The sequence below is a fragment of the Limnohabitans rimovensis (SeqCode) genome (assembly GCF_965234775.1).
Taxonomy (GTDB): domain Bacteria; phylum Pseudomonadota; class Gammaproteobacteria; order Burkholderiales; family Burkholderiaceae_C; genus Limnohabitans; species Limnohabitans rimovensis.
In genome coordinates this window covers 182,093-206,397 of the sequence record NZ_OZ248567.1, presented here as the reverse complement: position 1 = coordinate 206,397, position 24,305 = coordinate 182,093, and the positions used below count along the sequence as shown (strand labels likewise).

At 57.5% G+C, this 24,305-nt stretch carries 24 protein-coding genes; 13 read left to right on the top strand and 11 right to left on the bottom strand.

Annotated elements, in window-relative coordinates:
- Nucleotides 1-191: 191 nt before the first annotated feature.
- The 4 genes from AC8GFZ_RS12980 to AC8GFZ_RS12965 are packed head-to-tail and all read left to right on the top strand — an operon-like array spanning nt 192 to nt 4,884.
- Nucleotides 192-1,502, top strand: a complete 1,311-nt coding sequence (locus tag AC8GFZ_RS12980; RefSeq protein ID WP_506645321.1) for an amidase — start codon at nt 192-194, stop codon at nt 1,500-1,502.
- Nucleotides 1,503-1,550: 48 nt separating this feature from the next.
- Nucleotides 1,551-2,513: a Bug family tripartite tricarboxylate transporter substrate binding protein gene (locus AC8GFZ_RS12975; RefSeq protein ID WP_506645320.1), complete on the top strand. Its 963-nt coding sequence runs from the start codon at nt 1,551-1,553 to the stop codon at nt 2,511-2,513.
- A 49-nt stretch (nt 2,514-2,562) separates the two neighbouring features.
- Nucleotides 2,563-3,906 (top strand): MmgE/PrpD family protein, encoded by a 1,344-nt coding sequence (locus tag AC8GFZ_RS12970; RefSeq protein WP_506645319.1) that lies wholly within the window; start codon nt 2,563-2,565, stop codon nt 3,904-3,906.
- An 18-nt stretch (nt 3,907-3,924) separates the two neighbouring features.
- Complete coding sequence (locus AC8GFZ_RS12965; protein ID WP_506645318.1) at nt 3,925-4,884, top strand: Bug family tripartite tricarboxylate transporter substrate binding protein; 960 nt, start codon at nt 3,925-3,927, stop codon at nt 4,882-4,884.
- 90 nt (nt 4,885-4,974) lie between these two features.
- Here the strand turns inward: AC8GFZ_RS12965 and AC8GFZ_RS12960 are convergent, their stop codons facing one another.
- Nucleotides 4,975-5,808: an alpha/beta fold hydrolase gene (locus AC8GFZ_RS12960; RefSeq protein WP_506645317.1), complete on the bottom strand. Its 834-nt coding sequence runs from the start codon at nt 5,806-5,808 to the stop codon at nt 4,975-4,977.
- A 45-nt stretch (nt 5,809-5,853) separates the two neighbouring features.
- Complete coding sequence (locus AC8GFZ_RS12955) at nt 5,854-6,819, bottom strand: Bug family tripartite tricarboxylate transporter substrate binding protein (RefSeq protein ID WP_506645316.1); 966 nt, start codon at nt 6,817-6,819, stop codon at nt 5,854-5,856.
- A 136-nt stretch (nt 6,820-6,955) separates the two neighbouring features.
- Between AC8GFZ_RS12955 and AC8GFZ_RS12950 the strand changes: the two genes are divergently transcribed.
- From AC8GFZ_RS12950 to AC8GFZ_RS12940, 3 genes are all read left to right on the top strand, one after another.
- Complete coding sequence (locus tag AC8GFZ_RS12950) at nt 6,956-8,065, top strand: S-(hydroxymethyl)glutathione dehydrogenase/class III alcohol dehydrogenase (RefSeq protein ID WP_506645315.1); 1,110 nt, start codon at nt 6,956-6,958, stop codon at nt 8,063-8,065.
- A gap of 14 nt (nt 8,066-8,079) precedes the next feature.
- Nucleotides 8,080-8,925 (top strand): S-formylglutathione hydrolase, encoded by an 846-nt coding sequence (gene fghA / locus AC8GFZ_RS12945; RefSeq protein ID WP_506645314.1) that lies wholly within the window; start codon nt 8,080-8,082, stop codon nt 8,923-8,925.
- Nucleotides 8,926-9,022: 97 nt separating this feature from the next.
- Complete coding sequence (locus tag AC8GFZ_RS12940) at nt 9,023-9,403, top strand: hypothetical protein (RefSeq protein ID WP_506645313.1); 381 nt, start codon at nt 9,023-9,025, stop codon at nt 9,401-9,403.
- Nucleotides 9,404-9,462: 59 nt separating this feature from the next.
- Here AC8GFZ_RS12940 and AC8GFZ_RS12935 read toward each other — a convergent pair whose 3' ends face one another.
- From AC8GFZ_RS12935 to AC8GFZ_RS12925, 3 genes are read right to left on the bottom strand one after another with little or no spacing between them, the layout of a single operon-like run.
- Nucleotides 9,463-10,341 carry an isocitrate lyase/PEP mutase family protein gene (locus tag AC8GFZ_RS12935; RefSeq protein ID WP_506645312.1) on the bottom strand — a complete coding sequence of 293 codons (879 nt, stop codon included), beginning with the start codon at nt 10,339-10,341 and terminating at the stop codon, nt 9,463-9,465.
- Nucleotides 10,338-10,856 carry a 3-isopropylmalate dehydratase small subunit gene (locus AC8GFZ_RS12930; protein WP_506645311.1) on the bottom strand — a complete coding sequence of 173 codons (519 nt, stop codon included), beginning with the start codon at nt 10,854-10,856 and terminating at the stop codon, nt 10,338-10,340. The genes AC8GFZ_RS12935 and AC8GFZ_RS12930 overlap by 4 nt, the downstream gene beginning before the upstream one ends.
- 4 nt (nt 10,857-10,860) lie before the next feature.
- Nucleotides 10,861-12,120: a 3-isopropylmalate dehydratase large subunit gene (locus tag AC8GFZ_RS12925; RefSeq protein WP_506645310.1), complete on the bottom strand. Its 1,260-nt coding sequence runs from the start codon at nt 12,118-12,120 to the stop codon at nt 10,861-10,863.
- A gap of 198 nt (nt 12,121-12,318) precedes the next feature.
- Here AC8GFZ_RS12925 and AC8GFZ_RS12920 point away from each other — a divergent pair, with 198 nt between their 5' ends.
- Nucleotides 12,319-13,308, top strand: coding sequence for a Bug family tripartite tricarboxylate transporter substrate binding protein (locus AC8GFZ_RS12920; RefSeq protein WP_506645309.1), 990 nt, complete (start codon nt 12,319-12,321; stop codon nt 13,306-13,308).
- A 63-nt stretch (nt 13,309-13,371) separates the two neighbouring features.
- Here AC8GFZ_RS12920 and AC8GFZ_RS12915 read toward each other — a convergent pair whose 3' ends face one another.
- Both AC8GFZ_RS12915 and AC8GFZ_RS12910 read right to left on the bottom strand, forming a co-directional pair.
- Entirely contained in the window at nt 13,372-14,091 is a 720-nt protein-coding gene (locus AC8GFZ_RS12915; protein ID WP_506645308.1) for an isochorismatase family protein, read from the bottom strand.
- A 207-nt stretch (nt 14,092-14,298) separates the two neighbouring features.
- Nucleotides 14,299-15,225, bottom strand: coding sequence for a DMT family transporter (locus AC8GFZ_RS12910; RefSeq protein ID WP_506645338.1), 927 nt, complete (start codon nt 15,223-15,225; stop codon nt 14,299-14,301).
- A 269-nt stretch (nt 15,226-15,494) separates the two neighbouring features.
- On the opposite strand from AC8GFZ_RS12910, the gene AC8GFZ_RS12905 reads away from it, so the two are divergent.
- The 3 genes from AC8GFZ_RS12905 to AC8GFZ_RS12895 all read left to right on the top strand — a co-directional run bounded on the left by AC8GFZ_RS12905 (nt 15,495) and on the right by AC8GFZ_RS12895 (nt 17,899).
- Entirely contained in the window at nt 15,495-16,631 is a 1,137-nt protein-coding gene (locus AC8GFZ_RS12905; protein WP_506645307.1) for a Bug family tripartite tricarboxylate transporter substrate binding protein, read from the top strand.
- Between the two features lie 53 nt (nt 16,632-16,684).
- Nucleotides 16,685-17,416: an iron-containing redox enzyme family protein gene (locus AC8GFZ_RS12900; protein ID WP_506645306.1), complete on the top strand. Its 732-nt coding sequence runs from the start codon at nt 16,685-16,687 to the stop codon at nt 17,414-17,416.
- A 66-nt stretch (nt 17,417-17,482) separates the two neighbouring features.
- On the top strand, nt 17,483-17,899 hold the full coding sequence (locus AC8GFZ_RS12895; RefSeq protein ID WP_506645305.1) for a GFA family protein: 417 nt from the start codon (nt 17,483-17,485) through the stop codon (nt 17,897-17,899).
- Nucleotides 17,900-18,026: 127 nt separating this feature from the next.
- Here AC8GFZ_RS12895 and AC8GFZ_RS12890 read toward each other — a convergent pair whose 3' ends face one another.
- From AC8GFZ_RS12890 to AC8GFZ_RS12875, 4 genes are all read right to left on the bottom strand, one after another.
- The gene (locus AC8GFZ_RS12890; protein WP_506645304.1) at nt 18,027-18,446 is read right to left on the bottom strand and encodes a DUF2076 family protein; all 420 of its coding nucleotides are present in this window, start codon (nt 18,444-18,446) and stop codon (nt 18,027-18,029) included.
- 24 nt (nt 18,447-18,470) lie between these two features.
- Nucleotides 18,471-19,391 carry an SPFH domain-containing protein gene (locus AC8GFZ_RS12885; RefSeq protein WP_506645303.1) on the bottom strand — a complete coding sequence of 307 codons (921 nt, stop codon included), beginning with the start codon at nt 19,389-19,391 and terminating at the stop codon, nt 18,471-18,473.
- 34 nt (nt 19,392-19,425) lie between these two features.
- On the bottom strand, nt 19,426-19,845 hold the full coding sequence (locus tag AC8GFZ_RS12880; RefSeq protein WP_506645302.1) for an NfeD family protein: 420 nt from the start codon (nt 19,843-19,845) through the stop codon (nt 19,426-19,428).
- Nucleotides 19,846-20,121: 276 nt separating this feature from the next.
- A complete protein-coding gene (locus AC8GFZ_RS12875; protein ID WP_506645301.1) occupies nt 20,122-22,035 on the bottom strand; it encodes a flavin-containing monooxygenase in 1,914 nt (637 codons plus the stop codon).
- 491 nt (nt 22,036-22,526) lie between these two features.
- Here AC8GFZ_RS12875 and AC8GFZ_RS12870 point away from each other — a divergent pair, with 491 nt between their 5' ends.
- Nucleotides 22,527-23,147, top strand: coding sequence for a CIA30 family protein (locus tag AC8GFZ_RS12870; protein ID WP_506645300.1), 621 nt, complete (start codon nt 22,527-22,529; stop codon nt 23,145-23,147).
- A 211-nt stretch (nt 23,148-23,358) separates the two neighbouring features.
- Nucleotides 23,359-24,300, top strand: a complete 942-nt coding sequence (locus AC8GFZ_RS12865; protein WP_506645299.1) for a Bug family tripartite tricarboxylate transporter substrate binding protein — start codon at nt 23,359-23,361, stop codon at nt 24,298-24,300.
- The last annotated feature ends 5 nt before the right edge of the window (nt 24,301-24,305 follow it).

The window sequence follows — 24,305 nt, the reverse complement described above, 5'->3', positions numbered from 1 at the left end:
CGAAATCTTCACTTCTAAGGGCCTGGGTGTGTATTGGGACATGTCACTTCTTGCTGGAGGGTCAATGAAGCAGGCATTTTCGAGCTTTTGCGGCGCTCGCCGTGTTTCATGAGCGGGGCGGATGTCAGACTCGGCGCATACCTGTAAAGTCGATGGTGCCATCATTGGCACAGATGCAAGAAAAGAATTGAATGAACAAGCCCCCATGGGTAGAGCAGCCAGCCGTTGTGGTGGCCCAAGCTCTGCAAAGCAGAACCTTATCGGCGCAAACCTATGTCCAAGCCTGTTTGGATCAAATAGAGGAACATGAACCTCAGGTTCATGCCTTTGCCCACATCGCCCGCGAGTCCGCCTTGAAACAAGCCCATTGGTTGGATGGCCAAGCCATCCAAGGGTCCATGCACGGCTTGACGGTGGGCATCAAAGACGTGTTTGATACCCACGACATGCCCACACAAGGGGGCTCTCAAGTTTTTGCAGGGCATCAGCCGGTGCAAGATGCGGCCTGTATTGCCACCTTGCGCAAATCGGGTGGCGTGATGCTGGGCAAAACCATCACCACTGAATTGGCCACATTCCCCACCAATGGCACGCGCAACCCGCGCAAGCTTGACCACACCCCTGGTGGGTCGTCCTCCGGTTCGGCGGCGGCCATCGCCGCCAACATGGTCAGCTTTGCGACCGGCACACAAACCATGGGCTCGACCATTCGCCCCTGCGGCTACTGTGGGGTGACGGGCTACAAACCCACCTACAACCTGGTACCCAAGCGCGGGGTCTGGCCCAATGCCGATTCCTGTGACACGGTTGGCTTGGTGGCCCGAAATGTCCGCGACGTGGCTTTCTTTGGCGCCGAAATGGCGCGCTATCCGGAACTGCTGATCCCAGACGAATCCATTGCCATGGATCAGCGACCCACGGTGGGCCTGTGCAAAACCTTTGAGTGGGATTTGGCAGACCCGCACATCCAAAAAGCGTTTCATGAATCCGCCCAAGCTTTGGAAAAAGCGGGGGCCAAGGTTATTGAAATTCAGCTGCCGCCAGCCTTTTCTCAAATGCTCAAGGCGCACACCACGGTGGTTCATTTTGAAATGAGCGGCGGCTTCATGGACATTTTGAGCCGCCACTCCGAAAAAATGCGCCCCGCCTTGCTCAAGCGCAGCCTAGAGGGCTTGTCGGTAACCGCGCGCGAATACCAAGCTGCGCAAGCATTGGCACACCAATGCCGAGCGATGTTTGATCAGGTGTTGGGCGCTTGCGATGTGTTGTTTGTGCCTGCTGCCACCGGCGAGGCGCCAATGGGGCAGGAATACTCTGGGGACACGCGGATGAACCAAGTGTGGACCTTGATGCATGGCCCCTGTGTTTCCGTCACCGGTGGTTATGGGCCGCATGGGTTGCCGCTGGCCATGCAAGTGGTTGGGCGCATCCATGACGACCAGCGCACTTTATTGGCGGCGCATTGGATCCACACCCAACTCGCCAATGCGCGCGACGCCTGATACATTCATTTTTCATTCCATCAACGTGGTCATTTCGAAAGGGTACTCATGAAACTTCACAAGGCACTGGGCTTATTGGCTTTCCTTTTTGGCGCACTCAGTGCGGGCGCGCAAACCTATCCCAGTCAGCCTATAAAGCTGATCATGCCTTTCGCACCTGGAACAGCATCTGAAAATGCCATGCGCCTGGTGCTGGACAAGCTCAGCGAAAACTTGAAGCAGCCGGTGGTTTTGGAAAACCGCCCGGGTGCGGGGTCCACCCTGGGCACCGACCAAGCGGCCAAGGCCGTACCCGATGGACACACCTTGCTGGCCTCCTACAACAGCGCTATTGCACCGGGTGCCTTGCTCTACAACAAACTGGGTTATGACCCGCTCAAGGACTTCAAGCACATTGCCTTGATCGGTGTGTTTCCCCAGTTCATGGTGGTCAGAAGCGACCACCCCGCCAAAACCGTGCAAGACTTTTTGGCCATGGTCAGGGCCAAGCCTGGGGCGGTCAACTACTCCTCAGCGGGGGTCGGCACCTCGGGGTTCTTGGCAGCTGAAATGCTCAAGCAAGCGCTGAAGTTGGACATGACCCATGTGCCCTACAAAGGGCCTGCACCAGCGATGGCCGACTTGTTGGGGGGACGCTTGGACATGGTGTTCACCTCCAGCGCGGCATCCTTGGTGGCTTCAGGCAAGCTGCGCATACTGGCTGTGACCAGCGAAAAACGACTTTCCTTGTACCCAGATGTGCCCGCTTTGAACGAGGTTTCACCCAAAGTACAAGCCGTGTCGTGGGTTGGCATTTCTGCCCCAGCGCAAACCCCTTTGGCCATCACGCAGCGCCTAGAGAAAGAAATATTGGGCATTTTGCAAGCCCCTGAAATGCGTCAGCGCTTGAGCGACCCGGTGTTTGGCATGACGCTCACGCCCCTGGGGTCTGAGCGGTTCGTGGAATTCATTCAGTCCGAATTGAACACCTGGTCCCCGGTGATCAAGGCGGCCAATATCGTGATGAATTGATCCCCGCCTCAACCTCACCCAATACCTGCGTGCCTGATGTGATTCAAAGATGGACTATCTAGAGCGTCTGTGTCGTTTTGTCGCCAATACCCAATGGGAAGACATTCCCCAGGCGGTTCGGGATCGCACCTGCGCCATCGTGTTGGATACATTGCCGGTCATGGCCTGGGGCATGAGAACGCCTCAATTGCAAGCGCTCGCCGCACAGCAAATGGCCTTTGGCAGCCCAGGCCCTTGTTGGGTGGTGGGCCTAGAAAAAACCACCAATCGCATCGATGCCGCCATGCTCAATGGCATTGCCGGGGCTTGGTTGGATTTTGATGAAGGCAATTTTTTGGCCAATGGCCACCCAGGAATCCAAGTGATCCCTGCGGCCCTGGCGGTGGCCCAAGAGCGGGGCTTGAGTGGGCGCGAATTTCTCACGGCGGTCGCTCTGAGCTATGAGGTGGTGGCGCGCATCGGCATGGCCACCCAAATCAAACTCATCATCAACCCGCACGGCACTTTTGGTGTGGTGGGTGCGGCATTGGCCACGGCCCGGTTGATGGGCGTGGCAGCCAGCGAATACCGCAATTTGGCCAGCTTGGCCGCGTCCAGTTGCGTGGCCACCAACCGGCACACCATGCTCGATGGTGCAACGGTGCGCAATTGGTATGCCGGGCACAGCGGGTATATGGGCCAAATGGCGGTGCGTTTGGTTCAGTCTGGCTTCACTGGCCCCAGCGACGGTGTCAACACCACGTTCAGCCTGGTGTTGGGTGATGGGTTTCAAGGCGAGGTTGCGGTTCAAGACCTGGGCCAACGGTGGCTGCTGACCGAGGGCTACCTCAAGCTGTACCCAACGGCCCGCTATGTGCACTCAGCCATTGATGCGCTGCATGACCTGCAAGCCAAAGCCCCACGCACCATTGCCATCGATGAGGTCGCCGACATGGAAGTGCGTGCCTACCGCTTGGCGGCCTATTTGTCCACACAGCGCCCCAAGGACTGGTTTGGCGCACGCTTTTCCATCCCCTTCGCCCTGGCCACGTTGATGGTGGGCGAAAGGTCGGGCTTAGACGCCTTTGGTGATGAGGCCGTGAATGACCCACGCATTGTGAACTTGGCCAGCAAAATTCGGGTGATCGAAGAGCCGAGTTTTTCTGCTGTTTACCCGGCACAACAAAGGGTCGATCTCAGCCTCACCACCGTGGGCGGTGCGCGTTTTCTCGGCCAGTGCACCACCACCAGCGGTGAGCCGGACCGACCCCACAGCGACGAAGCGTTGCTGCGCAAATTCAATGACCTGGCCATACCCTTGTGGGGCGAATCAGCGGCCAGCGAATTGAGAACCGCCGTGTTGAACATGCATGCTTGCCCTGACGTCTCCAAGCTGCTCCACTTCCTTCCCTGACCTGTTTGAAAGCAACCCATGAAGTACTTTTTGACCCTGTTGTTGTGCATCACCTCCAGCTTGGCCACAGCGCAAACCGCCCCTTGGCCCAGTCAGTCGGTCAGGTTGATCGTGTCGCAGTCGGCCGGCGGCAGCATTGATATCGCCGCACGCTTGATTGGCCAAAAACTCTCCGACGCCCTGGGCAAGCCGGTGGTCATTGACAACCGAGCTGGTGCCAACGGCATGATTGCGGCCGAAGCGGTCATGCGCGCCACCGATGGGCATACTTTTTTGATGACCTCGCCCAGCGCCTTGACCATCAACCAGCACGTCTACAAAAAGGTTCCCTACGAGACCCTGAAAGATTTTGTGCCGGTGACACAAACCACATCGATTGCCTTTTTACTGGTGGTGCCAGCCAACGCGCCGCACAAAACCGCCGCTGAATTGGTGGCCGCGGCCAAGGCCAACCCTGGCGCCATCAAGTTTGCATCGGCAGGCATTGGCAACCAGTCGCAATTGGCAGCTGAATTGCTGGCCGGTGCGGGTGGCGTCAACATGTTGCATGTGCCCTACAAGGGTGAGGCACCGGCCTTGACAGACTTGATTGGCGGACAGGTGGACTTTATTTTCGGCACCATGCCCGCGCTGTTGCCGCAGATCAAGGCCGGCAAATTGAAAGCTTTGATGGTGGGCCAACCCCGGCGCTCCCCCGCCGTATCGGATGTGCCAACCGCCAATGAGGCCGGGTACCCCAGTGTGCATGTGAGCGGTTGGACGGGCATCGTCGCCCCTGCCAACACCTCACCTGCAGTGGTCAAGCGGCTGAGTGAAGAAATTCAGAAAATCTTGGCCATGCCAGATATCCGCGAAACACTTTCCGCTGCGGGGGCCGAGCCGGTTGGCAGCACGCCTGAACAGTTTGGCGAATTCATTCGCGCAGAGATCGTGAAGTGGGGCCTGGCGGTCAAGCGCGCGGGCATCACACCCGATTGATGATGGCGGCTTGAAGGTCACTACGCGCACCCTCAGCCTCCCCTGGCACAAGCGAAAAACGGCGCAGCCAACAAACAGCGCGCCCTTTAATCACACCACCCTGGTTTGTGTGGTGCACAAGGGCAAAAAACCATCCAGCAGTTGGGCAAATCCAATCGGGTTGTCCTGACACAGTCGGTGATTGGCATGGGCCAGGGTGTCTGACGTCGACTGGGGCAAATGGCGCGCCACACGCGCAAACATCTCTACCGGCAGAACCGTTGATTGGGCACCGCCAAACACCAGCGCTGGGCCCGCATAGTGAACACTTGGCAAGATGTCGCGCATCAACTGGGCCTCGGTTTCGCACACGCCTTCAGCGTGAAAGTTCCATTGCCACCCGCCCTGGGGATGCGGGCGCAGGATGTGGTCGAGGTAATGCTCGGTCACCTGATCGCTCCAGCGTTCACAAAATGGCAGGGCCATGCGCGCCTGATCGCGGTTTTCAAATTGGGGCGTGGCCCGCACTTGTTGCTGCACCAGATCGTTGACATGGCTGCCAATGGCGACCGCAGGCTGAGCCAGCACCAGGGCCAGAACCCTTTTTTGCAGTTGCGTGGCCAGCATCAAGGCCAAGGCGGCCCCAGTGGCTTGGCCAACAATGACCATCTCCTCCCAGCCTTGAGCTTCAATCAGCGCGAGCAAGTCGTCACGGTGGTCCTCCAGCGTGTAACCGGCCTGGGGCCAATCTGATTGCGCGTGCCCGCGCAGGGCTGGCGCAAAAAACGGCATAGGGCATTGAAGCGCCGCGAGCATGAAGTCCCAAACCCGATGGCTGGTGCGGTTGGGGTGTATCAGCAAAACGGGCGTGCCCTGGCCATGCCAAACAGCCATGTCGTGGCGCATCCGCGAGGTTTGGATGCTTGTCAATTCAGGTGAGCGCACAGATTCACCTCTTCAAAACATGGGTTGGACTTGGCAAGTGGTTTTTCAGTCCACCTTGGCGCCAGAAACTTTGATGATCTTTGCCCACTTGCTGATTTCTGCTTGGGTGAAACGGGAAAATTCCTCCGGCGTATCGCCAACAGGCTCAGCACCTTGGGCCAGGAGCTGCTCGCGCACGCTTTGCTGCTTGAGAATCTTGACCACTTCCGCATTCAGGCGGTTGATGATGTCCGCGGGTGTTCCTGCAGGGGCGTAAAGCCCAGACCATGCAGAAGTCTCAAAACCTTTGACACCAGCTTGGTCAACGGTCGGCACATCCGGCAGTTGTGAAATCCGCTTGATGCTGCTCACCGCCAAAATTTTGGCCTTGCCCGAGCGCACATGCGTGATGCCAGTGGGCATGTTGATGAACATCATGTTCACCTGCCCGCTGATCAAGTCGGCAATCGCTGGTGGGCCGCCTTTGTAGGGCACGTGCAGCATGTCCACATTGGCCATCAGCTTGAAAAGTTCAGACGACAAATGGGTGGATGTGCCTTGGCCCGTGGAAGCAAAAGAAATCTTCCCCGGCGTTTTTTTCGCCAAGGCGATCAACTCATTGACCGAGTTGACCGGCAAACCCGGATGAACAATCAAAATGTTCGGAACCGTGCCCACCAAGGTGATGGGCGCCAAGTCTTTGACGGGGTCATAGCCCAGTTTGCTGTACAAGGACGTGTTGATGGCGATGATTTCCGATCCCATCAACAGCGTATAGCCATCTGGCGTGGCCTTTGCCACGGCTTCAGCTGCAATGTTGCCGCCTGCGCCCGCACGGTTTTCAACCAGCACCGATTGACCCAAGGCGTCCGACAGCTTGGTGCTGATGACGCGCGCAAAAAAATCAACCGTTCCACCCGCTGGAAACGGAACGATGATCTTGATGGGCTTCACGGGAAAGGTTTGTGCGTGCGTCGCGGCAGCGAACACCAGCGCGAATGTGGTCAGGGTGTGTTTGAGGAAATTTTTCATGGCTTGATCCTAACGTGCCGTGGTCACACTGCAGGCCTGATGGGTCTTGTGGCCGTACACTGATCCACGTGTGTGTTTTTTATCACGCCGCCGTGGCCTGACCCAGCGGTTGTTCTGCGTTTTGAGGAGTTTTCCCATGAAATCCCGTGCCGCCGTGGCCTTCGAAGCTGGCAAGCCCTTGCAGATGGTCGAGATCGATGTCGCTCCCCCCCAAAAAGGTGAGGTGCTGGTCAAGATCACCCACACCGGCGTCTGCCATACCGATGCCTTCACCCTGTCGGGCGATGACCCGGAGGGCATCTTTCCTGCGGTGCTCGGCCATGAGGGCGCAGGCATCGTGGTCGAAGTGGGCGAAGGCGTCACCAGCGTCAAGCCCGGGGACCATGTGATTCCCCTCTACACCGCCGAGTGCGGCGAATGCCTCTTTTGCAAGTCGGGCAAGACCAACCTGTGCGTGGCGGTGCGCGCCACCCAGGGCAAGGGCGTGATGCCCGATGGCACGACGCGGTTTTCCTACCAAGGTCAGCCGGTCTATCACTACATGGGTTGCTCAACCTTCAGCGAATACACCGTGGTGGCCGAGGTCTCACTGGCCAAAATCCGACCCGACGCCAACCCTGAGCAGGTGTGCCTGCTCGGCTGTGGTGTGACCACTGGCCTGGGCGCTGTCAAGAACACCGCCAAGGTGCAGCCGGGTGACACCGTGGCCGTCTTCGGTTTGGGGGGCATCGGTCTGGCCGTGGCTCAAGGCGCCCAATTGGCCAAGGCCAGTCGCATCATCGCCATTGACACCAACCCGTCCAAGTTCGATCTGGCGCGCACCTTTGGCGCCACCGATTGCGTCAACCCGAAAGACCACGACAAACCCATCCAACAGGTGATTGTGGAAATGACGGGCTGGGGCGTGGACCACAGCTTCGAGTGCATCGGCAACACCCAGGTCATGCGCGCTGCACTGGAGTGCGCTCACCGCGGTTGGGGTCAGTCGGTCATCATTGGCGTGGCTGGCGCGGGGCAAGAAATTTCAACCCGCCCTTTCCAGTTGGTCACCGGCCGGCGCTGGCTGGGCACGGCTTTTGGTGGCGTCAAGGGGCGCAGCGAATTGCCCGGCATGGTGGACGACGCGATGGCCGGTCGCATTCAGCTCGCGCCATTCGTCACCCACACCATGCCGCTGACGGACATCAACCATGCGTTTGACCTGATGCACGAAGGAAAGTCCATCCGCTCGGTGGTTCATTATTGAAAACGGAGCCCCGCATGGAACGCATCGAGCAACACGCCAGCTTTGGCGGCCGCCAAGAAGTGTGGAAGCACGCGTCAACAAAGCTCGGTTGCGAGATGAAGCTGGCGGTGTATTTGCCCGAACCCGCAACGCGCGGCCAAGCATGCCCGGTGCTTTACTGGCTGTCCGGGCTGACCTGCTCCGAGCAAAACTTCATCACCAAGGCCGGCGCTCAGGCGCATGCGGCGCGCCATGGTGTCATCGTGGTTGCACCGGACACCAGCCCACGCGGCGATGCGGTGGCCAACGACCCGGCCTACGACCTGGGCCAGGGTGCAGGTTTTTATGTCAACGCCACGCAGGCCCCCTGGGCCGCGCACTACCGCATGCAAGACTATGTGGCCCTGGAGCTGCCCGCGCTGGTCGAGCAGCACTTTGCGGCCAACCCCCTGCGCGGCATCTTTGGCCACTCCATGGGCGGCCATGGCGCTTTGGTCACGGCCCTGCGCCATCCCGGGCGCTACCAAAGCGTTTCTGCGTTTTCGCCCATCGTGGCGCCATCGCAAGTGCCTTGGGGCCAAAAGGCATTGGGCGCGTATTTGGGCGCCGACCGCGAAGCCTGGAAGGCCTGGGATACCGTTGAACTGATCAAGATGGCCCGTCAGGAGCGCTTGCCTTTGCTGGTGGATCAAGGCGAAGCGGACGAATTTTTAGCCCCCCAACTGCAGCCTGAACGCCTGCAGGCCGCGTGCGAGGCCGCCGGACACCCTCTAACCTTGCGCATGCAGGCCGGGCACGACCACAGCTACTACTTCATCGCCACCTTTCTGGGGGATCACTTCGACCACCACGGTGCCGCTTTGGCAGCTGGCCCCAACTAGCCCGGCGCACCAGCGAGGGGGGCTCCAGGCCGTTGCACAAGGGCCAACACCCCCCAAACCAGCCCAAAAACCGGAGATTTTTGAATCGCTAAAGAAAATGCCATTCCGAGCCGATTCTGTTGGTATGAACGCTGAACAATTTATTGAATTTGCCAACGACTTCGCAAAGGCCAGTGCCAAGACGTCCAGTCTGGAAATACAGCAGGCCTATGAGGACAACTTAGATTTCCTGGCTCGCCCAGGGGACCGGGTGCTTGTGATCCAAAGGCCTTGGCCCGTTGGTCGCTGGGGCACGGTCATTGCCTTTCGTGAATTCAGCCCCTGCTATTTCCGGGTGGAAGTAGAGCTGGAGGGCAAACAAATGCAAATCCCCGCGCATGCTCTGGCGCGTCGCTTGGGTGCGCCCAACTGTGAAAAGGCAGAACTTCAATACATTTACTTGCTGATGAAGATCAATGGCCTGACCGTTGCGCAGTGATCAAGGCCGGCCCGACCCGCGGCATCAAGCGTCGGGGCGAGGGCAAAACGGATGGCTGATTATTTTTTCGGCAAGTTGCCCAGCAAAAACATGGACTGCAAGGCTTCGACTTCACTGAAGCCAATCATTTTCTTGAAGTCGGCCATGTTGGTCATGGGTTGCGGCAAGCCATGTACCGATTTGGATTTCCACAACTGGGCATAGTTTTGCTTCAATGTTTCCGTCACGGTGAACAAACCCACCAATGGGTAAACAGCCAAGCCAGCCACCTCTTGAATTTGTTCGGTGGTCAAGTCGTTTTCAAGCCAGCCCAGCAGTTGCAGTGACAAGGGCACACCACAAGCCTGGCGCAATCGACGCAGCCCGTCAATGGATGTGAAGCAACGGCTGATGGGCTGAATCAAATCTGCGCCGGCCTCCACATAAATCTTTGCGCGCTCGATGGCATCGGCTTCGGTCAGGGCATCGGTGCGTGCCACGATGATGAGGTTGGGGTCTTGTCGTGCACGAACCGCCGCACGAATTTTCGCAGCGCTCTCCATCACGGGCAATATTTCAATCACCGCTGCCGCTGCTGGGCAGCGCTTGGGCACTTCTTGGTCTTCAAAAATCAATGCATTGAGCCCGGCTTGCTCAAACTCACGCACCGTGCGCATCACATTGATGGCATTCCCGTAACCCGTGTCGGTGTCGGCCACCACGGGGATGTTGACGGCATTGGAGACATTGCGGGCGACAGACAGGTTTTCGGTCATGGTGTAGACCTCCACGTCGGGCTGCCCCAGCAAACTCGCTGATACTGCAAAGCCCGAAGTCATCAAAGCAGGAAATCCAGCCGCCTCAGCCAATTTGGCAGAGAGCGCGTCATAAACACCGGCGGCCCACACCGTTTTCCCCTGGCGCAACGAATGCGCAAATTCAGCTCTGTTTTTGTTCATGTGGATTCCTCTTGTCTGATGTGTTTCAAATACCCCAGTACGCCGCCTGACTCGATCATCAGCCGGTCGCTTTCAGACCAGACTTCAAAGTCAATGCGGTCTTTGCGTGTGTGGTTGATGACTTGGTGCGCCGTCCAATCCACCTCAATCTCGTCCCAACGGCTCACAAAATTCAAAATGCCCAGGCATGCAATTTGGGGAAAGCCCATGGCCACCTCACCGCGCCAATAGCCGGGCGAAAAACTCTCGGCGATGACCGCGCTGATGCCCAGATGGCGCATGCCAATCATGGGCGGGTAATGCGGATGGCCGTAGCCAAAATTCATGGCCCCCACCAACACATCGCCCTTTTTCACCTGCGTTGCAAATGCTGGGTCATAAGACTGCATGGCAACAGCGGCCAACTCTGCGGGGTCTCTCAGCTTGATGTTTTTCACACCAATGATCTGGTCCACATCAAAGTCGATTTCTTCAAATACAAAGGCCACCCGGCCATGGATCACCGGTAAGCTCATGGCGTCACCTCAGGTAGGGGCGAGGGTCGGCAATTTGACCTTCGATGGCAGCGGCCGCGACGGCAGCAGCGTTGACAATGAAAATTTCTGAGTCCGTGCTGCCCATGCGTCCGCGCACATTGAGCGTGCCTGTGGACACGGCCCGCTGGCCCGCACTCATCACCCCCAAGCGCCCAAAACAGTAATCGCAAGAAGGCGAAGAAATAAACGCGCCTGCGGCAATCAAGTCGGTGAGCAGACCTTCTTGGGCCGCTTGTCGCATGATCTCTTGGCTGGTTGGCACGACATGCAGCTGAAACCCAGGCTTGACATGGCGCCCACGCAGAACATGTGCAGCGGCGCGCAAATCTTCCAAGCGACCCGAAGCACAAGATCCCAAATAGCCCACCTGCACCGGCAAACCCAAATGGTCCACCAAGTTTCGTGTGTTGGCCGGGCTTGGCGGGATGACCACAACAGGCTCTAGTTTCGATATGTCAATCGTGTGGCGAGCGGCGTAAGTGGCATCGCGGTCAGAATACAGCGGCTCGATGGTCAGCCGAGCGCGCTCTTGCGCATAGGGCAGTGTGACTTGATCGGGGTTGATGATGGCGGTGACCGCACCCGTGAACATGGCCAAACAGGTCAGCGTTTGGCGTGCATCGATGCCCATGTCTGCAATGGCTTCGCCGCCAAACTCCAGCACCTGAAACCGACAACTGGCCGGGCCCAACACACGCACCACATGGTGAAAAACGTCTCGCGCCATCACACCAGCTTGCAGCTGCCCCACCAAGTCGACCCGTGTCGTGGCGGGCACAGCCATGCGAATTTTTTCATTCACAAACGACTCAATCAAATGCCTGCGCACGCCCATGGCCAGGGTGCCAAATGTCCCCAGCTGCGATATGTGACCGTCAAAGTGAACCACGAATGCCCCAGGGGTTGCATACCCAAGCTCAGAGGCCACTTGATGGCCAATGCCTTTTCGCTCATACACAGGAACGTGATTGAGTGCGCCCCAATCGCGCGTGTTTTGATGCAGCTCTTCTTCTTGCGGCGTCACCGCCGGGACCATGTGGTCAATGAACAAAGCGTACCGGCTCGGGTCTTTCACGCCTGTGAGCCCAAACTCATCTTTCATTTGCTTGAAGATGACATCGGTGTAGCCGGGAAAGTCGTAGGCCACCACAAAATCGGGCTTGGCCTGTATGTTGTCGCCCGCATTGACGCGGACTTGGCCACTGGCACGGGCCAATATTTTTTCTGCGATGGTCGAACCCAAAATAACGCCCTTCAAGCAATGGCCACCGATGCTAGTGCGCGAGGCGCCAGGCCATTTAAGTGTTTACCCCAGTCTTCGCATGGCGTGGAACGGCTTTGGTTGGTGCAACACGGTCCGGTTTTGCAATGAAATCAGATAGACTCAAAACTCGCACTGAGATTGAACCACCACAAACAGCACTTCCATAGGAGATCTTCCATGCGCATCAATCGCCGAGTTGCCAGTTCCGTCCTGTTCGGATCTTCGCTCTTTGCTGCTTGGCCTGCTTTGGCTCAACCCGCTTTTCCCAATAAACCAATCCGCATCATTGTTCCCTACCCGGCGGGTGGGGCAACCGACGTGTCTGCCCGCTTGGTGGGCCAACGGCTGCAAGAGGAACTCAAGCAAACGGTGATTGTTGATAACCGGCCTGGTGCCAGCGGCAATTTGGGCATGGCTGCCCTGCTGCAAAGCCCGGCCGATGGCCACACCCTGGCGATGAGTCTGACAGGCATGCTGTCCATCAACCCTGCGACCTACTCCAAGGCAGGCTTCACAGCATCTGATGTGGCGCCCATTGCACGCGTCATGCTCGCCCCGTTGGTATTGGTGGTTCCGCTGAACTCGCCGTGGCGATCGATTCAAGACCTGATCGCCGCCGGTAAAACGGCTGGCAAGGACGGCTTGCCTTACGGCTCCACAGGTGCTGGTGGCATCTCTCACGTGGCCTCTGAGTTGGTGAACGCTGCCGCCGATGGCAACTACACCCACGTGCCCTATAAAGGCGGCGCGCCATTGGTGCAGGCCCTCCTCACCAGCGAAGTTCGTTGGGGCCTTTTGGGGACAGCGGATGCCCGCGCTCAAATCCAAGGCGGCAAACTCAAAGCTTTGGGCCAGTTGCGCTCCACCCGCTCTGAGTTGTGGCCTGATTTGCCGACACTGACAGAGCAAGGCCTGCGTGGCGGCGTTGACTTCGACATGTGGTTTGGTCTGGTGGCACCCGCCAAAACCCCAACCGCTGTCACTGCCATGTTGAATCAAAAAATATCGCAAATCGTGGCAGAGCCAGAGTTTCGCCGACGCCTCAGCGAGCTTGGCGGCGTGTCACCCACCACGGGCAACACCATCGAAGCCTTTAATGAGGTGATCCAGAAAGAGCTGGCCGTTCTGCCGAAAAAAGCACTGGAGTTGGGCCTCAAGCTGGACTGATGGTGGCGCTCATTCGCCATCGGCGTTGAATGGAATGGCTGGCGAATGCACTGAGGCTCTTTGTTAGGCTGGACCCAATGGCAAGCTTGGGCCCAGTCGTTCGACCACATCTTTCCATGACATGACGTCGCCAAACTGTTGGATAAAAGTTTCCAGCGTTGCAAGGTGTTCATCGTCTGATAGCGCGGCACAGCAGTCAGACACCATCACGACCTTGAAGTCCAACATCATGGCGTCTCGGCCAGTTGACTCGCAACAGACGTTGGTCTTGGTGCCGGCAATCAGAATCGTATCGATGCCATAGTTGCGCAGCATGGGCTCCAGCGACGAAGAGCCCGAAATGAATGCGCTGTAGCGATTCTTCAACAAGACCACATCTTTTGGGCTGGTCACAAGCCCCGACCACACGCTTTGCTTTCCGGGCAGCAAGCTCTCCATGGTTCGGCTGCGGACATCGTCAGCCACCACGTTGTTGAAGAACATCTCCCAGTCACTGCGCTCGCCGAGGTGGGTATTGGCATGCAGCACCCAAAAAATGGGAACACCCGCTGCGCGAAGCCGTGCACTTAGTGCATTGATGTTGGGAACAATGCTGCGAGCGGTCGGCACCTCCGCAGGTGCCCCCGCCTCGCAGAAAGTGCTTTGCATGTCGATGACCACCAGCGCCGTGCGCTGGCTATCAAATGATTCAAACCAATGTGATTTGCCTCTGCGAGCGGTCACACGCTCGATGATATGAGGCCGAATATGGACACTGTGCATCGCTGGCATTTCCTTTTTCATTCATGACAGACAGCTCTGAGAAAACGCTCAGGTGCCGTCAAACGTTAAAACGGTCTTGGCCTGTGAATCATCTCATTAATACAAGCTCACGCTTCATTCAAGCTGCGTTGTCTGGCGATGTGGTCAAACGCATCAGTTAAAACGGTCTCGCCAATCTGTGACCAGCACTCGATCTGTTTTTGAAGCGGTCGGCCCCCAAACGCAGCGCTAAGCAGGTTTGACAAACACCCGCGTGCCCACCACCACACCGGCCACCAACAAGGCCATGCCAGCCCAGTCCCAAGGTTGGGGCCAGGCGGCGCGGTGCATGAATCCATAGGCCATGGCGGCCAAGGTCTCAAACACAATGAGCTGACCGGCCAGCGAGGTCGGCAGCAGGCTGCTGGCGCGGTTCCAACACAAAGTACCCAACCACGAGGACAGCAAGCCAATGGCCAGCATCAGGCCCGCATAGGTCCAGGGTCGCGGACCCCAAGGCGCATCGCTGGCCCAGTTGCCGGTCATCAGCATGTAGGCCGTCATGCCCACCAGCGCCATTGGCAAGGTGGCCAGGCCCTGGGCGGTGGCCCAGGTGCCCGAGCCCACCTGCGGGTTGGCCTGCACCCAGGCGGCGTTACGGATGGGATACCAGGTCCAGCAAACCAGAGCCGCCGTGGCCAGCGCCATGCCCCAACCCAGACCGCTGGTGCTCGGCGCGCCAGCACCCAGACGTTGCCACTCCGAGCCATGCACACAGGCAATTCCGGTGGCCATCAGCAGCAGGGGCAAGGCCAGGCGCCGCCAAGCCACATCGTGCCGCGACAGGTTGGCACACACCGCGATGACCACTGGCAGGGTGCCGATGATCATGGTTGGCAGCGGCACCCCGGCCAGTTGTATGGCCCAGGACAGCGCCAGGTAATACAGCACATTGCCGACAGCGGCCAGCTTCAGCGCTTCAATCCAGTCGGCCCTGCTCAGGCGCGACAGTGCCCGGCGATCGCGCCAGGCCAGCGGCAGGGCAACCATGCCAAATGCAAGATAGCGCCCAAATGTGAGCATGGCTGGCGAATAGTCGGGCAGCAAGACGGGCGTGACAAACACCAGTCCCCAGGCCAAACCGGCAGCCAAGGCAAAGGCGATACCTGTGGCCAGGCGAAGTTCAGCAACTTTGTCACTCATGGGTGCATGCGTCAGTCTGGGGGGGTGAAACTATTGTGGATTGTGGCCGCCCATCTGCGTCAATACCGCGCCGTCCGTGCCTACCGTGGTCGGCCCCATTGGGGTGTGCGTCACCCCCGTGTTGTTGACGCACGTTTCACCGCTGACGCGTTGAATGGTTTCACCATCATTTGAAATGGCCAGTCGGCAGGCCGGCATTCAATCTGGGAGACCTCACCGCCAGGCAAGACATTCAGCGACGTGTGACGGCTTGTCAACAAACCCTCTTCCCAACGGTGGGATACCAGTGGTCGAACGGCTTTATCGACTTTTCCAACTTTTTCGCAAGCCAGTTCAGCTCCTATATCATGGTGATTGGGTTTTTCAGGTCCGGTACTTATGGGCTTTCGTTGCACAAAGGGGACAACATGTCACTGATAACAAAAGTCATTGCCGTATTGATGGTGCTTGTGGGAGCTCCGTCCGTTTTGGGAGATCCTGCTTTTCCGGCCAAGCAGATGACGATCGTTGTGCCATTCCCGCCTGGGGGATCCACGGACCGGGTCACCCGGCTGATTGCGCAGAAGCTGTCTGACAACACGGGTCAGCCCACCATCGTGCAGAACCGCCCTGGAGCGGCCGGAGCGGTTGCCGCGCAGGCCGTTCTTTCGCAACCTGCTGACGGCTACACAGTTTTCGTCGGGCATGTGGGTACCCATGCCATCGATCCGCACTTGAACGTTCAAGTTGGATTTGATGCGAATCGCGACTTTCGGCCTGTCACATCGTTTTTCTCATTCCACAGCATTTTGGTGGTGCCGGCATCGCTGCCTGCAAACAACATCAAGGAGTTGGTTGCGCTTGCTAAGTCGCGGCCTGGCGGACTCAACTTCGCTTCGCAGGGCACGGGAACAGCAGGACATTTTCTAGGAGAAATGTTCCAGCAGGTTACCGGTGCCCCCATGGTGCATTTGCCAATGAAAGGCGCCGCGCAGGCAGTCACCGAAACTGTTGCCGGTCGGATTGACGTACTGTTTTCATCTTATCTGTCTGCGCAGGCTTTTCTCAAGGAAGGCCGCCTGAAGGCGCTTGCTTATGCCGGGCCAAAGCGCTCTGCCATGCTGCCAGATGTGCCAACTCTGGCGGAACTCGGCATTCTTGGCGTTGAATACGACCAGTGGTTCGGTTTCTTCGTTCCAGCGAAAGTATCGGACGGTGTTGTGGCGCGGCTCAATGCAGAGTTGGTGCGGGCTGCGCGTTCCCCTGAGGTGACCGGATCTGTGGGCGGCCAGGACGCGAACATTGTCACCTCTACGCCAGATGAGATAGCAAGGCAAATTGCCACTGAATATCGTCGGTATGGTGAGGTGGTGAAGCGTTTAGGTAGTCAGGTTCGCTAAACCCTGCGAACGCTTCGCCACTCGAACAAAGCGTCAACCAAAGAAGGCTGCAAATGGAAAAATTGATGACACGACAAGCGTTTTCAAAGGCACTCCTTGCGGCCCGCACGCAGCGGCATTCGGGGGCGCATCCGTTTTCGCTCGCTTGGGCCGATGGCAAGCTGACTCGCGCTCAACTCGGTTTCTGGGCGGTTCAGCACTACTACTACATCGAACAAATTCCTCAGCAGTTTGGCCATCTCTTTTGCCGGCTGCCCGATCTAGACGCAAGGCGCCACATGCTTGAAAATCTGATCGGTGAAGAGGTGCCCGATAAGCAAGGCAAGCGGCATCCGGATCTGCTGCTTAAGTTTGCTCAGGCCTGCGGCGTCTCGCCTCGCAGGGTGAGTGAGGCCGCAGATCGCGGCGACATACTTCCCGGTACGCGCGCCATGCGCAGCTGGATCTATGAGCTGGTTGCGTTTCGCGAACTCGCGGAGGCCGCAGCCGGCATCATGGTGGCGCTGGAAGGGCAGACTCCCACGCTTTATCCGAAATATGTGGAGGCGTGCAGAGCGATGGGCATGAACGACGATGATCTCGAGTTCTTCCATGTGCACATCGAAAACGATAGCCATCACGAGGGTGAGGGTCTCCAGATCACCTATCGCTACGCTCACACACCAGCGTTGCAGTTGAAGGCGGTGGCAGCAGTCGCTGCATCGGCCCGACAACGGCTTGCCATGCTTGATGGCATTTGGAGCGCGATCGAAACGGGCGACTGGAAGCTCCGTCAGAAGGCCTGAGGCACGTAGACCTCACTGGGGCACGACTCTGGACGGTTGTGTGACATATGAGAAATTTTTTAACAAATGGGGGCTGTGATGAAATTAACGGGTGGTTGTTACTGTGAAGGGATTAGATACTCTTATGAGGGTGAAATTAAGGCGGCTTTGCAATGCCATTGCAGGGAGTGTCAATATATAACGGGCGGGCACCCAAACGCCATTGTCATCTTGGACTTAGACGGGTTCAAATATGAAAAAGGCACGCCCGCGTCCTTCAAACGCAGCAACTTAGAAAAGCCTGTCACTCGTTTCTTCTGTCCAACTTGTGGAACCGGTATTGGTACTCAAACACCAACCAGACCAGGTTCCATGGTGATTAAGGTTGGCACTTTAGATGACCCCTCAATCTACAAGCCCAAACTTGCAATCTTCACAGTGGATAAACAAGCCTTTCATCACATACCCGATGACTTGCAAACATTTGAGCGTCGGCCTGGGTAGGTTCGATAAAAGATGGAAAGTGATGTTGTCCTTGTCAGCACAAACACCGTTACTAGCGATGGCTGCCATAACCCTCAATTCGCAACGAAGCGTGCTTTTGCCGTCAGTGCATGACATGGGTCTCAACTCAGAGGTCATCACCGAATAGGTCTTCGGCCACATTGAGCAGCAGACCACCGGTGACCACACCCACCGTCGCGCCCAGCGCCGCAGCGGAACCGATCAAACTCGCCTGAGCCAGCAGGCCGCGGCCCCACGCGCCGCTGCGATCGTCGGTCCCCGCGCGCGCAAGGGTCGTATCGCGCGTTGCGTCCTGCGTCACCGTATGTGCGGCGAGGGCGCCTTGTTGCTCGGCAATGCGTGCTTGCGCCGCCTCGAGAGCCGACTCAAGTGTCATGGCGCGTTGCACCAGCAAGTACAGCGCGTCGGGCTGGCGAGCACACTGCTCCAGGATGAGTATCTCGGCGGCGAAGTCCTTATCGGTGACACGTGTGCGCAGCAGCGGCTGGAGGAACTGCAGCAAGTCATCTCTTTCGCGTTGGTTCATGCTGGTACTTTCCTTCTTGCGCGTTCAGCTGTTCGCGTGTTTGCCCGTGTTCACCATCTGCATCGCCGAAGCGATCAGACCCGACACCTCGGTCATGTTGCCCGGTACGATCAGCGTGGTCTTGGCATCTTGCGCCACTTTTCCATACGCCTGCACGGCTTGTTCGGCCACCTTCAGTTGCACCGCTTGCTCGCCCCCGGGCTGGCGAATGGCTAAGGCGATGCGCTCTATCGCCTGGGCCGTGGCGTTGGCCATTTCGGTGATGGCCGCGGCATCGCCTTGCGCCTTGTTGATGGCCGCTTGCTTCTCACCCTCGGAGCGCGCAATGGAGGCCTCGCGCTCGCCGGTGGCGATATTGATCTGTTCCTGGCGGCGACCTTCCGAGGCCGCGATCAGGGCACGCTTTTCGCGCTCGGCCGTGATCTGGGACTGCATGGCCAGCAGGATTTCCTTGGGCGGGGTCAGGTCCTTGATTTCGTAGCGCAGCACCTTCACGCCCCAGTTCAATGCGGCTTCGTCAATAGCCGCCACCACTTGCGCATTGATGATGTCACGCTCTTCAAAAGTCTTGTCCAGCTCTAGCTTGCCGATCACACTGCGCAAACTGGTTTGTGCCAACTGTGTCACCGCCACGATGTAGTTGGACGAGCCGTAGCTGGCCAGTTTGGGGTCTGTCACCTGGAAGTACAGGATGCCGTCGACTTGCAGTTGTGTGTTGTCGCGCGTGATGCAGACCTGGCTGGGCACGTCCAGCGGGATTTCCTTCAGGCTGTGTTTCTGGATGACCTGATCAACAAAAGGAATCACAAAATTCAGGCCCGGCGCCAGGCTGGCATGGAATTTCCCCAATCTTTCAACCACCCAGGCCTCCTGCTGCGGCACGACCTTGACGGTCTTGACGATGAACAGGACGGCGATGACCACGAGGACGACAGCGATTTCCATGAGTTTTCCCTTTCCAATGGCTTGAGCGGTGTGCTCAAATTCTTTCCAGTAGCAGGCGGTTCCCTACCATGGCCTGAATGCGGTGCGCTCCCGGCGCGGGAGCCTGGTGCGTGACGTGCACAGCGCCCCAAACGGCCCCTCGGTGCTTGACCTGCGTTGTGCCTTGCGCATCCCAAGCCTCGACCATTACCGTGGCACCTAAGTCCAGATTCTGGTCTTGTGTGTCTTGTGGCGTTATGGCTTGGCGTTTGCGCCATTGGCCCAGAAGCACGACGCCCAGGCCGCCGACAGCAGCGGCCACCACCAGTTGCACGCTCAAGCCATGACCTGCCATGGCAGTCAGTGCTGCGGCCAAAGCACCCAGGCCCAGCATCAACAGGTAAAAACTGCCGGTCATCAACTCCAGCGCCACCAAGACACCGGCGAGAACAAACCACATCGTTGTATCACTCATGACACCTCCTTCTCAGATTGGCAAGCTCATCACTGTATACACATTTGGCATTAACATTCATATCGAAAAGATGTTGTCGTTCTCAACGCAAACGCCATGTGTCAAGCCTTATGCTGGCTTAACTCCTTCGTGAGCCGTAAAGACACAAGCGCCTTCTGGCCCAAGTTGTGTTGTTGTGCCAACCTGCTCCTGTCACTGCTTGCGATCAGCGGTGCTTCTCAACTGCTGGACTTGCTCTGCGACCTTCGCTGTGGTGGCCTATGGCCAGAGCTCAACTCAGGGCCAGAACAAGAAGTCTTCTGACTTGACCGTCTGCATCTGACGCCAGAAGTCCACCGTGCTGAAGGGCCAATTCTGTGTCACCCTGCCGGTGGCTGACTTGTACCAGTTGCTCACCCCGTCGACCCCGTAGGCCATTTGGTGCGTCTGCGCATCTATACGCTCGCAGTAGCGCTGGGTGGCCGCTCCACTGGCCTCCATGGCGTGCGCGCCGCGTTGACCCAGGCTGGCCAGACAGCGCAGGATGTATTCAATCTCAATCTCCGAAAAAAGCACCAGGCTGCCGTTGGTGATCAAGTTGGTATTGGGCCCGTAGAGCATGAACAGGTTAGGGAAATTTGGCACGCACACGCCCTGATAAGCCTGCGCGTCCACGCCCCACTGCGCATGCAGATCGATGCCGCCGCGACCGGTGACCTGCAGTGAATTGAGAAACTGCGAAGCATGAAAGCCGGTCCCGTAAATGATCACATCGAGCTCGTGTGCGCTGCCGTCTCGGCCGATCACCGCGTTTTCAGAGATACGTGCTATCGGCTCGCTAACCACCGAGACGTTGCTGCGCTTGAGGGCGCAAGACCAGGCGCCGTCGTCACGCAGCATCCGTTTGCCATAGGGTGGGTAGCCGGGCGTCATCAGGGCGCGCAGATCTGGCCGATCGGCGTAGGACTGGTCCAGCTCGGCCTCGAGCATCTCTCGCAGTTGCTGGTTGAGCGCCGACACCGAGCCCGGCTGTCGCCAGTCGGGCTCGACCACCGAATAACGCCTACGGCCCTCGACCGCCACCCAGAACTGCTCGAAACGGTACCAGGCGTTGTAGCCGGGCAGCGACGACAGCAGCCAATGCAAGCCGGCCGGCAGCTCTTGTTTGTAGGCTGGGGTTTTGAGTACCCAGGGCGGGGTGCGTTGAAACACAGTGAGCGACTGCACCTGATCGGCAATATGCGGGATAACCTGAAACGCGCTGGCCCCAGTCCCGATCACACCGACCCGCAAACCCTTGAGCGACACATCATGACGCCAACGCGCGGTATGCCAAGCATGCCCAGCAAAACTTTGACGCCCTTCGATATCGGGCAGGCGCGGCTTGTTGAGTTGACCGACAGCGCTGATCACGGCATTGGCCCGCACGCTGCGCCGCTGCCCGCCCTGCACGATGTCCAGTTGCCACAGGCACTCGGCCTCGTCGTAGCGCATGGCCAACACTTCGGTGCCCAGTTGCACATGCTTTAGCAGCCCCCGACTGGAGGCCATGTCCTTGAAATAGCGCTGTACCTCATCGCGCGGTGAGAAAAAATGTCGCCAACCGGCCTCTTGCGCGAAGGAGTAGCTGTAACAGAAATTGCTGGTATCGAGTCTGGCGCCTGGATAGTGGTTCTCCACCCAGACGCCGCCAATCTCAGCCTGCCGCTCCATCACTGTGTGTGAAATGCCCAGGCGCGCCAGATGCCACGACGAGACCAGTCCCGACATGCCCGCACCAATGACCACGACCTGAAAATCAGGCGCCAAGCCCAGCCGATCAGGCCCGCCTTCACCCACCGGCGCTGCCATGCCCAACTCGTGCAAGAGCAGATCTGCCACTGAAGGATCTACCGCACCGGTCACAAAACCCATGATCTGCTCAAGCACCTGCAGAGGCAGTTTGGGCGCAATAGGGCAACCCCGAGCTTGCCAATTGTTGATCAACAACTCGGCCCGCGCGCGCGCACGTTGCTGGGCCTGGGCCGACAAGCCACCCTGCGGCTGGGGACGCTGGGCCTGATCGGCCAGATTGGGCTGCCAGGCCGGATCGAGCGCAGACAGATCGCCGGTCAGGCAGGCGAGGGCTGGCATGAGAGCAGGCAGGTGCGCCTGCTCCAGCGCTTGCATCAAACCTTCGCCCGAAAAAGAAAACGCGGTGTTGTTGCTCAATGAGGGCCTGACAAGAATGAATCCAGATCCCGACAAGCTAACAGGGCAGGCCAGGCGGAAGTGTTTATCGGTGGACTGCAAAATGAAGTCCCCCACCGCTAAACGCTGTGCGTTGTAGATGTGGTTTCCTGGTTCAAATATCTGTGGCCGGCGGTGATTGCACTGCAGCGACTTACCTAGACTTTCCCAGGCATTGGCTCCATTGCTGGAACCGTTTCAGAGCTTACCCCATCTACCTTGTTTTCGGAAACCCCACACTTTTTCTTCTTCTTTATGAAGCCGACATGGACCAGAGTGGCACCATGGGGCTGACCGATGCGATGGGAGCTCTCAAGATGTGGGGCAGTTTGAGTGAACCGACACCGACTTGGGGTTTTACCGCAACACCAAGTTGGCATAACCATCCCCTATCAAGGAATATTTCTGGGCCTATCGAAGTTAAACTTTCTATGTCAGGAAAATAATTTTTAGCCATGCAATAGCCGGCTCCAATGACCCAAAAACAGCCAGAAATTTTTTTGATGCACGTTTGGATATTTAAAAAACACCATCGGATAACAATGGACATTGCTCGCAGAAAAAGTCTCCGCTTCATACCCGCATATGCGATCGGATGGCCAGGGCTATCCTGGGCAAAGGAAAACACGATGGACTTCAGGAACGCGGAGACATTTCGATCTGGGCGGGTCGTCAATGATGGTGTGATGGGTGGTGTATCTCAGTCGCGTTTGCGAGCTGATCCAGAGGGCATGTTCTTTGAAGGTGTTGTGTCGCTAGCAAACAATGGTGGATTTGCATCTATGCGATTTCCTGCCAGTTTTCCCCAGCTAACCAATTTGTTGGAACTTGTTGTTCGAGGCGAAAGCAAGCGATATAAATTCATATTGCGCACCGAAAAAGCCCCCCAGGTTGTCTACGAGTCTGATTTCTTGGCAGAAGCCAGCTGGCACTCTTACCGTTTCAAATTAGACGAATTCAAGTCAACCTTCCGAGGTAGGCTTGTACAAGCTCCAACCTTGTCTTTTTCTGACGTCACCGAGCTTGGAATACTGATCGCTGATAAACAAGATGGAGATTTCCGTCTTCAGATCCGTACGCTGACAGCGCTGTAGTCATTGGTGTCATCTGTTTCTAATTTGAGGGCCCAAAGTCATCCAGAAGCCCTCAGCGCGATAACTTGTGGGGTCTAAAAGGAAAAAAGCAACGCTTTAGACGATACTTTGTTGGGTGGCTACTCGCCCTGGGCTCGAACCAGGGGACTGCGGATTTATAAAATAACTGACGGAGAAAAAGATGTTTATCCGATGGATGGTTTGGTTATCAATGGGTTTGTCATGGACCACTTTCACAGTGGCGCAGGATGTTCCATTTCCCCGGCGCGCCATCCATGTGGTGGTGCCATTTCCGCCTGGCGGATCAACGGACCGGGTTGTGCGCTTGATTGCCCAAAAATTATCTGATCAAGTGGGGCAGAATGTGGTGGTGGAAAACAAGCCTGGCGCCGGCGGCACTGTGGCGGCACAAGCGGTTTTGGCCGCACCCCAAGATGGCCATACGCTATTTGTTGGGCATGTGGGAACCCATTCGATCGACCCGCACTTGGGGCAAGTGACCGGCTTCAATGCCAACAAAGACTTCAGGCCGATCACGGCCTTTCTCTCCTTTTATAGTATTTTGGTGGTCCCGTCTTCTTTGCCTGTCAAGAACATGCAAGAGCTGATCGCGTTGGCAAAAACGAAGCCGGGTGGTTTGAGTTTTGCATCCATGGGTGTTGGGACAACCAGCCATTTGTTGGGCGAAATGTTCAAAAGCGTGACGGGCGCACCCATGGTTCATGTGCCCATGAAGGGTTCTGCCCAAGCGGTCACTGAGACTGCGGCCGCACGCATTGATGTGTTGTTTTCCTCTTACCTTTCAGGGCAAGGATTCTTGAAAGATGGCCGATTCAAGGCGCTGGGCTATGCAGGGCCTCAACGCTCTGCCTTGCTCCCAGACGTACCCACCTTGGCAGAAATGGGCCTGGCCAACCTGGAATACGACCAGTGGTTTGGTTTCTTTGCTCCAGCCAAAGTGCCCGAGGCTGTGGTGCGAAAACTGAATGCAGAGTTGATCAAAGCAACTCAAAACCCTGAAATGATGTCGGTGATTGCCGCACAAGACGCCAGCATCATCACCACCAGCCCAGAAGGGCTTGAGCGCAAAATTTCACAAGAATCGAATCGGTATGGGGACGTGATCAAGCAGCTCGGCGGAAAACTCAACTGATCAAT

Coding starts and splice junctions, on each gene's coding strand:
- AC8GFZ_RS12980 (WP_506645321.1), top strand. CDS start 192: ATGAACAAGCCCCCATGGGTAGAGCAGCCAGCCGTTGTGGTGGCCCAA.
- AC8GFZ_RS12975 (WP_506645320.1), top strand. CDS start 1,551: ATGAAACTTCACAAGGCACTGGGCTTATTGGCTTTCCTTTTTGGCGCA.
- AC8GFZ_RS12970 (WP_506645319.1), top strand. CDS start 2,563: ATGGACTATCTAGAGCGTCTGTGTCGTTTTGTCGCCAATACCCAATGG.
- AC8GFZ_RS12965 (WP_506645318.1), top strand. CDS start 3,925: ATGAAGTACTTTTTGACCCTGTTGTTGTGCATCACCTCCAGCTTGGCC.
- AC8GFZ_RS12955 (WP_506645316.1), bottom strand. CDS start 6,819: ATGAAAAATTTCCTCAAACACACCCTGACCACATTCGCGCTGGTGTTC.
- AC8GFZ_RS12950 (WP_506645315.1), top strand. CDS start 6,956: ATGAAATCCCGTGCCGCCGTGGCCTTCGAAGCTGGCAAGCCCTTGCAG.
- fghA (WP_506645314.1), top strand. CDS start 8,080: ATGGAACGCATCGAGCAACACGCCAGCTTTGGCGGCCGCCAAGAAGTG.
- AC8GFZ_RS12940 (WP_506645313.1), top strand. CDS start 9,023: ATGCCATTCCGAGCCGATTCTGTTGGTATGAACGCTGAACAATTTATT.
- AC8GFZ_RS12935 (WP_506645312.1), bottom strand. CDS start 10,341: ATGAACAAAAACAGAGCTGAATTTGCGCATTCGTTGCGCCAGGGGAAA.
- AC8GFZ_RS12930 (WP_506645311.1), bottom strand. CDS start 10,856: ATGAGCTTACCGGTGATCCATGGCCGGGTGGCCTTTGTATTTGAAGAA.
- AC8GFZ_RS12920 (WP_506645309.1), top strand. CDS start 12,319: ATGCGCATCAATCGCCGAGTTGCCAGTTCCGTCCTGTTCGGATCTTCG.
- AC8GFZ_RS12915 (WP_506645308.1), bottom strand. CDS start 14,091: ATGAAAAAGGAAATGCCAGCGATGCACAGTGTCCATATTCGGCCTCAT.
- AC8GFZ_RS12900 (WP_506645306.1), top strand. CDS start 16,685: ATGGAAAAATTGATGACACGACAAGCGTTTTCAAAGGCACTCCTTGCG.
- AC8GFZ_RS12895 (WP_506645305.1), top strand. CDS start 17,483: ATGGGGGCTGTGATGAAATTAACGGGTGGTTGTTACTGTGAAGGGATT.
- AC8GFZ_RS12890 (WP_506645304.1), bottom strand. CDS start 18,446: ATGAACCAACGCGAAAGAGATGACTTGCTGCAGTTCCTCCAGCCGCTG.
- AC8GFZ_RS12885 (WP_506645303.1), bottom strand. CDS start 19,391: ATGGAAATCGCTGTCGTCCTCGTGGTCATCGCCGTCCTGTTCATCGTC.
- AC8GFZ_RS12880 (WP_506645302.1), bottom strand. CDS start 19,845: ATGAGTGATACAACGATGTGGTTTGTTCTCGCCGGTGTCTTGGTGGCG.
- AC8GFZ_RS12870 (WP_506645300.1), top strand. CDS start 22,527: ATGACCCAAAAACAGCCAGAAATTTTTTTGATGCACGTTTGGATATTT.
- AC8GFZ_RS12865 (WP_506645299.1), top strand. CDS start 23,359: ATGGGTTTGTCATGGACCACTTTCACAGTGGCGCAGGATGTTCCATTT.